Annotated in this window: 9 protein-coding genes; 8 read left to right on the forward strand and 1 reads right to left on the reverse strand. The window is 61.6% G+C overall.

Features of this window, described 5'->3' with window-relative positions; all coding sequences use genetic code 11:
* Window positions 1–172 precede the first annotated feature (172 nt).
* From D8M41_RS00075 to D8M41_RS00100, 6 genes are all read left to right on the forward strand, one after another.
* Window positions 173–982, forward strand: a complete 810-nt coding sequence (locus tag D8M41_RS00075) for a hypothetical protein (protein WP_051344446.1) — start codon at window positions 173–175, stop codon at window positions 980–982.
* A gap of 75 nt (window positions 983–1,057) precedes the next feature.
* Window positions 1,058–1,639, forward strand: coding sequence for a copper resistance CopC family protein (locus tag D8M41_RS00080; RefSeq protein WP_006888304.1), 582 nt, complete (start codon window positions 1,058–1,060; stop codon window positions 1,637–1,639).
* 99 nt (window positions 1,640–1,738) lie between these two features.
* Window positions 1,739–2,548 carry a copper chaperone PCu(A)C gene (locus D8M41_RS00085; RefSeq protein WP_006888306.1) on the forward strand — a complete coding sequence of 270 codons (810 nt, stop codon included), beginning with the start codon at window positions 1,739–1,741 and terminating at the stop codon, window positions 2,546–2,548.
* A 338-nt stretch (window positions 2,549–2,886) separates the two neighbouring features.
* Window positions 2,887–4,242 (forward strand): Dyp-type peroxidase, encoded by a 1,356-nt coding sequence (locus tag D8M41_RS00090; protein WP_006888287.1) that lies wholly within the window; start codon window positions 2,887–2,889, stop codon window positions 4,240–4,242.
* 63 nt (window positions 4,243–4,305) lie between these two features.
* Window positions 4,306–6,486 carry a cytochrome c oxidase assembly protein gene (locus tag D8M41_RS00095; RefSeq protein ID WP_126926197.1) on the forward strand — a complete coding sequence of 727 codons (2,181 nt, stop codon included), beginning with the start codon at window positions 4,306–4,308 and terminating at the stop codon, window positions 6,484–6,486.
* Window positions 6,487–6,656: 170 nt separating this feature from the next.
* Complete coding sequence (locus D8M41_RS00100) at window positions 6,657–7,451, forward strand: L-threonylcarbamoyladenylate synthase (RefSeq protein ID WP_023134283.1); 795 nt, start codon at window positions 6,657–6,659, stop codon at window positions 7,449–7,451.
* A gap of 131 nt (window positions 7,452–7,582) precedes the next feature.
* Here the strand turns inward: D8M41_RS00100 and D8M41_RS00105 are convergent, their stop codons facing one another.
* On the reverse strand, window positions 7,583–8,338 hold the full coding sequence (locus D8M41_RS00105) for a TetR/AcrR family transcriptional regulator (protein WP_023134282.1): 756 nt from the start codon (window positions 8,336–8,338) through the stop codon (window positions 7,583–7,585).
* Between the two features lie 370 nt (window positions 8,339–8,708).
* Here D8M41_RS00105 and D8M41_RS00110 point away from each other — a divergent pair, with 370 nt between their 5' ends.
* Window positions 8,709–9,947 carry an alpha-hydroxy acid oxidase gene (locus tag D8M41_RS00110; protein WP_039955169.1) on the forward strand — a complete coding sequence of 413 codons (1,239 nt, stop codon included), beginning with the start codon at window positions 8,709–8,711 and terminating at the stop codon, window positions 9,945–9,947.
* 317 nt (window positions 9,948–10,264) lie between these two features.
* Window positions 10,265–12,268 carry an NHL domain-containing thioredoxin family protein gene (locus D8M41_RS00115; protein WP_006888289.1) on the forward strand — a complete coding sequence of 668 codons (2,004 nt, stop codon included), beginning with the start codon at window positions 10,265–10,267 and terminating at the stop codon, window positions 12,266–12,268.
* Window positions 12,269–12,366: the final 98 nt, after the last annotated feature.

Consider the following 12,366-nt stretch of genomic DNA (forward strand, 5'->3'; position numbering starts at 1 on the left):
CTCGGCACAGGAAGCTGCCGTTCAGGGGCCACAAGTAACGCTCCGTGCCTCGGGCGGTAGCCCAACAGGCGCCGCATCCAACGGAGGATGCGGCGCCCTACGGTATTACCGGTAGAATGGGTGCTGTACACGAAAACCGCACACACGGTGTACCAGCAGCGAGGAGGCATATATGCGCGACGCAGCTAACGCTTACGCTCGGCGCGCCTTCACCCCTTGCAACACCCCCTGCGCATGCACTGAAACGGATGCGCACACGCTGTGCATCCCCACCCGCACCGCCCTAATGGGGCGTGCCTGGGCTATCTCAGGTACCGCCGTGCTCCTCGGCGCAGCCGGACACACCCTTGCCGGGGCCAGCGCGCCGCACCTTATGATTCTCATCCTGTGCACCGCGCTTGGGGCGCTCATGAGCCTGGGGCTGCTGCTGGTTATGAGCCGGATGCGCAACCGCATCCCCCAAGCCCTCACCGCAGGAACCGCCCTAGGCGCCGTTGCCGTACAAGCACTACTGCACACACTCTTTAACCTCTCCCACGCGCCCTCCCTAGCGGGGGAGCACATCGCAGCAGCCCACGCCGGCACCGCCGCGCACGGGGCACATACCCATACGCTGGGCAACCATGTTTTACCAGGAAACACGCCCTATGACTATGCCCCATCGGGCGGCGGGGTAGGCGGCACCCACACCCTCACCCACGCAGCGGCCGAACACGCACATATGCCCATGTTCGGGGTGCACCTAGTGGCAGCTATCGCCAGCCTGGGGGTGCTCTACAGCGCTGAGCGCACCCTCGCTCGCTTAATACGCCTGCTCGCCATGAAAATGCGTGCCCTGGGGGTGGCTCTTTTCACCCCGCCAGCCGTGCTGCCGCTGCTGGGGCGGCGCATCCTACTGTATGTTCCGAACGCACCCGCCACCGGGCGGGTTGCCACCCTCAAATACTGCCGTATTGAGCGCGGCCCGCCCGCCTTCGTCTGAGAAAGCCAGCGTGCCAGATGGTGCACGCACCCGCACCCGGGTTACCGCAACCCGTGACTCAGACAAGGAAACACTATGCGCACTATTTTGCGTACCCTACTTGCCGCGCTCACGGCAACGCTGCTGACGCTCACCGCCGCGCCCGCTTATGCGCACGACGAGCTCGTCAGCAGCACCCCCGCCGCTGATGCGACCCTCAGCAAGGCACCCACCGAAATCACGCTCACCTACAGCGCTAACCTCATGAACGTTGAGGGCGGCAACCGGGTGCGTGTGACCGACTCGGCTGGCAATTCCCTTGTTGAAGGGAAAGGCGACGCTAAAGTCAGCGGCAACACCGTCACCCAGACCCTCAACCTCAAAGACCCCGCAGCGGATGAAACGTACACCGTCACCTGGCGCGTGGTCTCATCCGACGGGCACCCCATTCAGGGTACCTACAGGTTTACTGTGGGGGCCGGTAAGACCGCCTCGGCACCTGTAAGCAGCGCCTCCGCCGAACAGAGCAGTGAGGCACAGAACGGGTCGGACACGGAACATAAAGAAGGACTTGCCCCCTGGCTGTGGGGCGGCGGCGGGCTGCTGATCCTGCTGGTCGGGGCGATTGCGGTGATGCTCATCCGCAAACGCAACGACGGCTCAGGAACTACTAAGTAGCCGCACTCACTAAGTATGCGCAATAGCTGGGATCGTCCCTCGACCGCAGCAGCGCACAGCACACACCGGGCGGTACCGCCCAGAAAGAGAAAACCAACCATGTTCAAGAATCATCAGAAGCTCGTAACCTTTACCTGCACCGCCGCAGCTGGGGTGCTGCTGCTCTCCGCCTGCGGGGGTGGCTCCACCAGCACCGGCTCATCCGGGTCCGCATCGGCATCCTCCTCGGCAAGCTCATCAGCCTCAGCGGGGGCTAGTGCGGCAGGCGGGCAGGGGGCCAGCGCCTCGTCAGGCACCCTAAAAATTGAGGGGGCCTGGGTGAAAGCCAGCAAGGGCGGCATGACCGGCGTGTTCGGCAAAATCACCAATAGCGGGGACAAGCCGGTGAAGATCACCGGCGCCTCCTCGACCGCCACCGACACCGTGCAGCTGCACACCACCACCAAAGGCTCAGACGGCGGCACCAAGATGGAGCAGGTGCACGAGTTCACCATTGAGCCCGGTGCCACCCTGGAACTCAAGCCCGGTGGTGACCACATTATGCTCATGGATATGAGCTGCTCGCTCGCCGCAGGCGGGGCGACCACCGTGACGGTCAAGACCGAAGACGGCGCTTCACTCGAGTTCAAGCCGGTGGCACGCGACTACCAGGGTGCGAAGGAAGAGTACAAGGGTGAAGGCTCAGCGTCAGCCACCGCCGATGCCTCGGCAAGCGGGCATGACCACTCGCACAGCCACGGCGGGCATGACCACTCGCATGAGGGACATGACCATGAACACGGCGGGTCCTCAGCCTCCGGGTCGGCCTCAGCCGGTGAACACGCTGACCATGACCACGGCGAAGGATCCCACGAGCATTCGCACGGTGCGGCAGGGGCCTCCGAATCGCCGCTGCCCGAGTGCAAGTAGCCGCAGCACCGCGCTAATACCGTAAATCGCTCTATGGGAGGCGGGTAAACCGATGGCGCCAGGTCATCACACGGTGCCTTGCGGTGCAGGACTTTTGAGCCCTGCACCGCAAGGCACCGGCCCCGCCGCGAAACCCAGAAAAAACAACGGTAAGCCACTCAGAACTGAAAAACTGTTTGGTAAAATAAATGGACTTAAGCCGCACCGGATCGGGCGGTAACCGGCCCTATCGTACCTACTGTAGGAAAGCCCGTAGCCGGTGCAGCAGGATGCTACCGCCGTAGCATCCAGAATGCGCACACCACCTTACAACCACCACGAGTAGCGCAGGATAAAACATGCCACCCGAAAACCCACATAAAACCACAGATACTGCGGGGCAGACACCCTTAGGCGCGATGCGCCGCCGCACCGTCATTACCGGCGCCGCCGGGGTAGGGGTCGGCGCTGTTGCCGGGGCCAGCGCCCACGCGCTGCTGTCACCGCCCCGCTCGGACATGTCGGTCCCCGGGCGGAAACCCGCCGACATTGCCCTCACCGACGCCACGGCAGGATTCTACGGTGAACATCAGCAGGGGATCGCCACAGAATCCCAAGCGCACGCCCGGTTCATTGCCATTGATCTGAACGAAAACCTCCACGCCGAGGCAATCCAGCGGCTCCTGCGTATCCTCACCAACGATGCTGCAGCATTGACGAGAGGAACCGCCCCGCTCACCGACCAAGAACCTGAACTTGCCCAGGTCAGCGCGAACCTGACCGTCACTATTGGGTTCGGTTCCCGCATCTTCGATATCGCCGCACCCGAGAAAAAACCCGGCTGGCTCGCACCCCTGCCGGCGTTCCCCGCCATCGACAAGCTTCAGGACGCCTACACCGGCGGCGACCTGCTGCTGCAGCTGTGCTGTGACGACCTCACGGTACTCTCCCACGCCCAGCGGATGCTCACCAAAGACACCCGCTCCTTCGGGCGTATTAGGTGGGTGCAGAACGGGTTCCTGCGTGCTTTCGGGGCGGGCACCGGCACGCCGCGTAACCTGTTCGGGCAGGTAGACGGCACCGTGAACCCCACCGCCGACCCCGCCGCAAACCCAGGACGCGGCGGCGCCAGCCTCGACGACATCGTGTGGGGCAAAGGCAGCGCCAGCGCTGGGTACCCGCAGGCGTGGGAACCCGGCGGCACCTCCGTGGTGATTCGGCGCATCCACATGAACCTGGACACCTGGGATGAGGTAGACACCCCCGCCCGTGAGGACGCGATTGGCCGTAAACTTTCCAACGGGGCACCGCTGACCGGGGCAAAAGAATTCGACGACCCCGACTTCGCCAAAACCGACAACCTGGGGTTTGAGATGATCGCCCCCTACGCGCATATTCGCCGGGCCCGCGGGGAAGAACTCGATAAAAAACCGTGGGAGCGCATCCTGCGCCGCGCCTATAACTACGACGAACCCGTGGCGAACGCGGGCGGGCTGTCCCGGCACGGGGAGGTATCCGGCGGTATCTCCAACGCGGGCCTGATTTTCGTGGCGTACCAGACCGACCCGGTGCAACAATTTGTGCCCATTCAGAAACGGCTCGAAAAACTCGATATGCTCAACACGTGGACGATTCCTATCGGGTCGGCGGTTTTCGCTATCCCCGCGGGGGTACGTGAGGAAGGTGGGTATATCGGCGAAAGCCTCTTCACCTAGCCGCCCAGAATGTACGCGCATACCTAACACGCACCATCGCACACACCACAGATAAAAAGAACTATGGCTACTATGTCTTCACAACCGCAGAAAACCGAGGCAAGCCCCAAGAGCGCCGCCGTGCGCCCCGGGCTGAGCGCACCCTGGATTGCCGCCTACGCGGGGGTGGGGCTGCTGGTGCTGATTATTTCACTGCGCATTACCGCCGCCAACGCCGCAACGGACTTAGCGGATGCTGGTGCGCTCGTGCGTTGGGGGCTGCCCATCACCGAGGTTGTGCATAACTTTGCAATGGCGACGACTATGGGCGCGCTGATCTTCGCGATGGGTATTATTCCCCGCTACGCCGCCGATGCCGCCGGAACACGCCACGGCACACACCAGGGCACACGCTCCGCACACAATACCGCTGAGAAAGAGTACAAACCGTTCGCCGATGTGCTGAACCTTGCCGCCGCCTCCGCCGTGCTGTGGACTCTAGCGGCGCTGGCTGTGCTGATTCTTTCCTACGCCGATATTTCGGGGAGGCCCATTGGCTCCGGTGCCGAGTACGCCAGTGAGCTGATCAGCTACGTCACCACGTTAGATGCGGGCAAAGAAAAAGGCATGACCGTGGTGGTCGCCGCCGTGGTCGCCACCGCCTGTTTCGGGGTGCGCTCACTCATGGGGCTGTTTTTCATCTTCATGATCTCGCTCGTCGGTATCGCGGATATGGCGCTTTCGGGGCACTCCTCGGGCGGGCAGGACCATATGGGCGCCGTTAACTCCCTGGGGCTGCACCTGCTGGGGGTGAGCATCTGGTGCGGCGGGCTGATCGCGCTGGCGTTTATCTCGCGCGGTATTTCGGGTAAGGATGCGGGCACCGGCACCGTCGTTGAGGAGCGCCGCGGCGAACACACTGCGGCATCTCGTCGCGTGCCAATGGCCCATGCGGTACTGCGCCGCTACTCTCTGCTTGCCCTCATCGGGTTCATTCTCGTGCTGCTCTCGGGCATTACGAACGCGGGGGTGCGCATGTCGTCGTGGCGGGACTTAGGCACCGACTACGGCAAGATTGTGCTCCTAAAACTAGGGCTGACCCTGATTCTGGGAACTATTGGCGCGGCGCATCGCCTCAGGCTCATTCCCGCGCTCGCTGCCGGTAAGATGAGCGGCACGCGCGCCCTGTGGAGCGCCATAGCTGCTGAGCTTGTGATTATGGGGGCGGCCTCCGGGCTGGGGGCGTCGCTCTCACGTACGCCGCCACCGGTTCCGGAAACTCTCGCGCCGGATGCCACGCCGGTGCGCATTATCACCTGGTACGACATGCCGCCTGAGCCGCATTTTCAGCGCTGGTTCACCGAGTGGCGTTGGGACTGGTTCTGGGTTGCTGTGCTGGGGTATCTGGCGATTGTATACTTGTGGGCGTTCGTGAAGGTACGTCGTGCAGGTGACTCTTGGCCCGTGATGCGCGCCGTCTCCTGGATGCTGGGGCTGCTGGTGCTGAACTACATCACCTCCGGCCCGCCCGCCGTGTATTCGCGCGTGCTGTTTTCGGTGCACATGTTTGAGCATATGGTGCTCACGATGGTCGTACCGATTCTGCTGGTATTAGGTGCGCCTGTGACGCTGCTGCTTAAGGCGCTGGAGCCGCGCCAGGACGGCACGCGAGGCCCGCGCGAGTGGATTGTGCGCATTGTGCATTCGGGGTGGTCGAAAGTTGTTACACACCCCATTTTTGCCGCCGTCAATTTTGCTGGCTCAATCGTTGTTGTGTATTTCACGCCGCTTTTCGGGGTGATGCTGCGGTACCATATCGGGCACGAATTCATGATGATTCACTTTACGCTCACGGGCTATATCTTCATGCTGGTGCTTATTGGCATTGACCCGATTCCGCACCGCCCCCAGTACCCGATGCGCCTGATTATGCTGATCGCAACCCTGGGGTACCACGCCTTCGTGGGTATTTCGATCATGAACTCGAAGGCCCTGCTGGCCGCCTCCTGGTTCGGTAACTTGGGGCGCACCTGGGGCCTGTCGGCGCTGGACGACCAGAAGATGGGCGGTGCGCTCATGTGGGGTATCGGCGAAATCCCGACCATGATCGTGGCGGTTGCGGTGGGCTTCCAATGGGCAAAGGCCGACAAAAAACTCGCTGCACGCATTGACCGGCAGGCCGACCGTGACGGGGACGCCGAACTGAATGCCTACAACGAAATGTTTGAGCGTCTGCACGAGGAGGACACGCGCCGCGGCCTATAACCGTGTGCCAGAAAGCCCCGCCCGGGTTCTATGATGATGCCCCCTTGGCGGGTTTTTCATCCCGTGAGCGTGACGTGTTGGCGGTGGTTTCTCCCGGAGGCTCTTCTCATTATGTGGATGTCTGCCCTGACCGTCGCGCCAACAAAAGTCTGCGGAATATAATAAACCCCATGACTAACAACGCAGCATCAGCCCCCACCTTCGAAGAATGGACTGGGGAAGCATCCCCGCAGGCCGTATCTATTCTCTCCGGCAAAGGCGGCCTTATCGTATCCCCCACAAAGGTCGGTTACATTCTCATGGCAACCGACGGCGAAGGACTAGAACGTAAGTTTGACGCGAAACAGCGCAAGCGCCAGAAGCCTGGCGTTGTGCTGTGCGGTTCCATGGAGCAGCTTGAGGCTCTCGCCCAGCTGACTCCGGAAATCCGCGACTTCTACCAGAAGCACTGGGACGAGGACATCCTGCTGGGGTGCATCCTGCCGTGGCGTGAGGACGCCGAGAAGTACCTGCCGGATGAGACCACCAAGGAACTGGCCCGAGACACCCGCGCGACCAGCTGCTTCGTGATCCGCTTCGGTGTGCCCGGTGAGCAGATCGTGCGTAAGCTGTGGGAAGGCGGGCGCCTGACCTTCGCAAGCTCAGCAAACCCCTCCGGTATTGGCAATAAGGGCCGTGCCAGCGGCATTGGTGAGCGCATTGAAAGCAGCGTGGATTTGATTATCCGCTCCGACGAGTATGTGAAGTCCATCCAGCCCGATAAGTCTGAGGAGACCCGCCACGAGCAGGGCGTGATGGTGTCCATGGTTGATGATGAGGGCAAGATTGTCCCCGAACAGCACGGCGAGCGTGGGGTAACCCCCGCACCGGTGCTGATCCGTAAGGGCCTGGATTATGAGGCGATTATGCGTCACCTCTCCGACTCGTTCCCCAGCTGGGACTACCGCCACGGCATGTACTACTAGGATGCTTATCCGGCGGGGAAACCGCCGAACCAGCGCCGTCAGCCTCCGTGCGTGAACGTACAGCGTGCAGGGCCTGGAAACCACATGGTCTCCCGCCCCAATCAGCTACAAACTGGTTGGGGCGGGAGCTTTTATGTGGGGGTATCGTCGGAGTGTTCTGCCGGTGAGTCATCGGGGAGGGCGGAGGCATCCGGGGGCTGCTGCGGCGCGAGTGATTGCGCGATACCGTCAAGGATGATGGTGATCTTGCAGATGAGCCAGTCATACGGGTCACGCGTAAAAACATCCAGTATTGCCTGTTGGGCCTGCTCCCGGTAGGGGTCAGTATCCTGGTCCTGATCCTGCTGGTGCGGTGCGGGCTGGTCTTGCCCCACCTGCTCCAGGATGTTCTCCCGCCCCGGGCCGCCATCGGGGATGAGGGCATCAATATGCTCGACTCCGCGCCTGTTGTCGATCACCATATCGAACAGGGTGTCGCAGGCAATAACAGCGTTTTCGGGGGTGAACCCGCGGCGAATCAGGGCGGCACATAGCTCTTCCAGGAAGTACATTGCCACGGCGGGAACCACCCCGCGTGCGGCTTCGGTGGCGGAGCCGGGGTATTTCTCAAAACTGCGCCACAGGTGCACCGCCTGGGAATGGAGGATGTCCCGCCAGTGCCCTTCAAGCGGGGGCATTTCAACTTGGGAGAACGCGTAGTTCAGGCCCATTCGTACAAGCTCGTCGCGGTCGGGGGCGTACCGGTAGAGGGTGCTTTCACCCACCCCCAGTTTTTCGCGTACCGCCGCGAAGGTGAGGTTTGGGAAACCAACGTCAATGACTGCCTGCGCTATCTGGTCATGGGTGATGCGGGGCGGGCGTCCGCGTCGTGATTGGGTCTGGTCCATGGTGAAGTCCTTGTGTGCGCTGTGTGGTTGTTTGTTTTTCACCGTCTACTTTCGATACTACGCTACTGGGCAGAGTTTTATCAGTCATCGGTGTGTTCTGGCTTGTGGAATACCTTTGCGGGGTTTCCCGTGCGGAGAACATGCTGTGCGGGGATGTGGGCTCCCAGTGTGGGTTTGTGCCTGCGGAATACCGCATCACCACACAGATTTTAATAAGTACAGCCTACCCTAATAATTGACTTTACGTTAGCTTAAGCTTACTTTTAAGGGTGTGTGGTCTAACCGCATATGAGAGGTGGCCCACCCCCGCCCCTCGCCAACACGAAGGTACAGCAATGACGCGGTGACACCGCAGAAAGAAGGCGCATCAATGGTACAGCGTCAGTTTCCCAAACCGAGCGAACTCATGGAATTCATGCAGTTCAAAAAGCCTAGCCTGGACTTCACCGGAAACCGCCTGGAAAAAGCGCTGACCATCTACGACCTGCGCAAAATCGCTAAGCGCCGCACCCCCGCCGCTGCCTTCGACTACACCGACGGAGCCGCCGAAGGCGAATTCTCCATGAACCGTGCCCGCCAGGCATTCGAAGACATCGAGTTTCACCCCGGCGTGCTCACTGATGTTTCGACCGTAGACACCACCACCGAGGTGCTAGGCGGTACCTCCGCCATGCCGTTCGGTATCGCCCCCACCGGCTTCACCCGCCTGATGCAGACCGAAGGCGAGATCGCGGGGTCCGGTGCCGCCGGCGCGGCAGGCATACCGTTCTGCCTCTCAACACTGGGCACCACCAGCATTGAGGATGTGCGCAAGATAAACCCCGACGGGCGCCTCTGGTTCCAGCTGTACGTGATGCGTGAGCGTGAAATCTCCTACGGGCTGGTAGAACGCGCCGCCAAAGCCGGGTTCGACACGCTCTTCTTTACCGTGGACACCCCGGTAGCTGGCGCACGACTGCGCGATAAGCGCAACGGTTTCTCCATCCCGCCGCAGCTGTCGCTCAAGACCGTAGCGAACGCTATCCCGCGCCCCTGGTGGTGGTACGACTTCCTGACCACCCCCAAGCTGGAATTCGCCTCGCTCTCCTCAACCGGCGGTACCGTGGGCGAGCTGCTGAACGCGGCGATGGACCCCTCCATTAACTATGAGGACCTGAAAGAAATCCGCAGCATCTGGCCCGGCAAGATCGTCATTAAAGGCGTGCAGAATGTTGAGGACTCCAAGAAACTTGCCGATCTGGGCGTGGACGGCATTCTGCTGTCGAACCACGGCGGACGCCAGCTGGACCGCGCACCCGTACCGTTCCACCTGCTCCCGGAGGTAGTGCGTGAAGTCGGTATGGACACCGAGGTGATGGTTGATACCGGGATTATGAACGGCGCCGACGTGGTGGCCTGCCTGGCACTGGGTGCAAAATTCACCCTGATTGGGCGCGCCTACCTGTACGGGCTGATGGCAGGTGGCCGCCGCGGCGTGGACCGCACCATCGAAATCCTCTCCGAAGAGGTGCGCCGCACCATGAAGCTGCTGCAGGTGCAGAACGTGGCCGAGCTGGAGCCCAAACACGTCACCCAGCTGCGCCGCCTGCAGCCGATTCCGAAGCACTAAAATCTGCCCGCACCACGTAATAGCCCGCCCGCCGGATATCCCGACGGGCGGGCGCACTTATTTATAAAGTACGGGCGGAAAGAAAAACTATCTGTCGGACAAAACTATTGGCGTGCGAATGAGGAACAACCCCGCAGGCCGCCATAACAACAGGGGAGAAAGAGACTCTATGACAGAATATGACGGCGTATTGCGGGGCGAGTTCATAAACTTTTACCGCCCGGTGAACACGCCCGCACCGCTGGCATAATAGGGTGGAAACGAGCGCACCCTGCTGCTAAGCGGGGCCAGGGCGCGAAACCACAGGGGAGAGAATCGTGAGCGAAACCAGCAACCAGCATCCCGGGCAAGATCATACCGGGCAGAAAACCGTGCGCGTGCGCGCCAGCGAACTCATCGGACGATCCTGGCTCAACACCGGCGAAAAGAACCTAGACCTGCAAGCCCTTCGCGGCAAAATCGTGATCCTCGACTTCTGGACCCTGTGCTGCATTAACTGCCTGCACGTGCTCGACGAGCTGCGCCCCCTCGAAGAAGAGTTCTCGGATGTGCTCGTCACCGTGGGCGTGCACAGCCCCAAATTTGAGCATGAGGCAGACCCGGTAGCGCTTGCCGCAGCCGTAGACCGCTACGACATCAAACACCCCGTACTCGACGACCCCGAACTCACCACCTGGCAGGCTTATACCGCCCGCGCCTGGCCCACGCTCGTGGTTATCGATCCTGAGGGGTATATTGTGGCGCATCTTTCCGGGGAGGGGCACGTGCAGGGGCTTACCTCACTCGTGCGTGAGCTCGTTGCCGAACACGAGGAAAAAGGTACCCTGCACCGAGGCGACGGCCCCTACGTGCCCCGACCCAAAACCGAGGGAACATTCGCTTTTCCGGGGAAAGCTATCGAACTCCCCACAGAGTTCGGACCCAAAAACCTGTTCGGCACCGGCGCACGCACCTACCTGGTGTCCGACACCGCCAGGCACCGCATCCTGCAGGTCGCCGAAGACCTCAACACGGTGCTGGCAGCCTACGGCGGGGGAGAAGACGGCGAAAAAGGCTACGCCGACGGAACCGGAACCACTGCACGCTTTAACGAACCGCAAGGGCTTGCCCTGGTACCCGCCGAACTCCGCGAAAAACTCGGGTACGATGTGCTGATCACCGACACCGTGAATCACCGGCTGCGCTCGCTGAACCTGCGCACGGGCGAGGTTCGTACCCTTGCGGGCAACGGCGTGCAGCGCGTGATTGATGGAGACAACGCCGTCACAGGCAATGCAAACCATATCCCCGAGGATGCGCCCGCCACCGCTATAGCGCTCTCATCCCCGTGGGATGCGGTCTATTCGCGTGAAGCCGGGCAGTTCGTGATCGCGATGGCTGGCACCCACCAGCTCTTCGGCTACGACCCCGTCTCTGAAACCGTCAGTATTTTTGCGGGCGCCGGGGTTGAAGGGCTGCAGGACGGCCCCGCCGAGGACGCATGGTTTGCCCAACCCTCCGGCATTATCGAGGCGCGTGACGGCAGTTTGTGGGTCGCCTGCTCGGAAACCAGCGGGCTGCGCCACGTAACCTTTACGCGGGATGAGCCCGGGCACCAGAGTGTACAGGTGATCTCTGCCGTAGGGCTGGGTTTGTTCGATTTCGGGTTTGTGGACGGTGACTCGCAGACCTCACGTATGCAGCATCCTCTGGGACTCGCGGAGCTTCCCGACGGTTCTATCGCGGTGGCAGACACCTATAACGGTGCGATTCGCCGCTGGGATCCTGCCGTGAAGGAACTAAGCACCTTACAGCGCGGACTCGCCGAACCTGCCGACCTCCTGGTGGAGCATAGCCCGGGTGAGGATCCCCGCCTAATAATCGTGGAAACCAATGCGCACCAGCTGGTGCGCGCCGCCATTCCTGCGCAGGCGCAAAAAGTGGACGAAGGTGCGATCACAACCGCCCGACCCGCCACGAAACTCACCGGCGGAACCCTCGAATTTACCTCGCGGTTTACCGTGCCAACCGGGCAGAAACTCGATACCCGCTGGGGAGACCCGACCCAGCTGAAAATCTCATCCACCCCCGAAAACTTCCTGCTGGACGGTGCCGGTACCTCCCAGGGGCTCAGCCGTACCCTCGTGCTCAACCCCGAAATTCAGGAGGCGGTGCTGCACATTACCGCCCGCGCTGCCGCCTGCGACGGTACCCCCGACGGCGATATTCCCGAGCACGCCGCATGCCACCTGTACCAGCAGGACTGGGGTATTCCGGTCATCGTCACCGGTGATGCCGCGGATGAGAGCGAACTCGTGCTGGATTTGCGGGGGATTAACTAGAGCCCGCCCTGTGAGGCTATAAACGTCTGCGATATTGCAGAAAATAACTTTTAGCCAAAAAGCCACTGGGGTGCATACATAAAACAATAACGGTATGA

It is taken from the genome of Rothia sp. HSID18069, assembly GCF_003989155.1.
Taxonomy (GTDB): Bacteria; Actinomycetota; Actinomycetes; order Actinomycetales; family Micrococcaceae; genus Rothia; species Rothia aeria.

Excerpts from the sequence above, each read along its gene's own strand:
- D8M41_RS00095 (WP_126926197.1), top strand. The coding sequence starts at position 4,306 with ATGGCTACTATGTCTTCACAACCGCAGAAAACCGAGGCAAGCCCCAAG.
- D8M41_RS00110 (WP_039955169.1), top strand. The coding sequence starts at position 8,709 with ATGGTACAGCGTCAGTTTCCCAAACCGAGCGAACTCATGGAATTCATG.
- D8M41_RS00085 (WP_006888306.1), top strand. The coding sequence starts at position 1,739 with ATGTTCAAGAATCATCAGAAGCTCGTAACCTTTACCTGCACCGCCGCA.
- D8M41_RS00100 (WP_023134283.1), top strand. The coding sequence starts at position 6,657 with ATGACTAACAACGCAGCATCAGCCCCCACCTTCGAAGAATGGACTGGG.
- D8M41_RS00090 (WP_006888287.1), top strand. The coding sequence starts at position 2,887 with ATGCCACCCGAAAACCCACATAAAACCACAGATACTGCGGGGCAGACA.
- D8M41_RS00105 (WP_023134282.1), bottom strand. The coding sequence starts at position 8,338 with ATGGACCAGACCCAATCACGACGCGGACGCCCGCCCCGCATCACCCAT.
- D8M41_RS00080 (WP_006888304.1), top strand. The coding sequence starts at position 1,058 with ATGCGCACTATTTTGCGTACCCTACTTGCCGCGCTCACGGCAACGCTG.
- D8M41_RS00075 (WP_051344446.1), top strand. The coding sequence starts at position 173 with ATGCGCGACGCAGCTAACGCTTACGCTCGGCGCGCCTTCACCCCTTGC.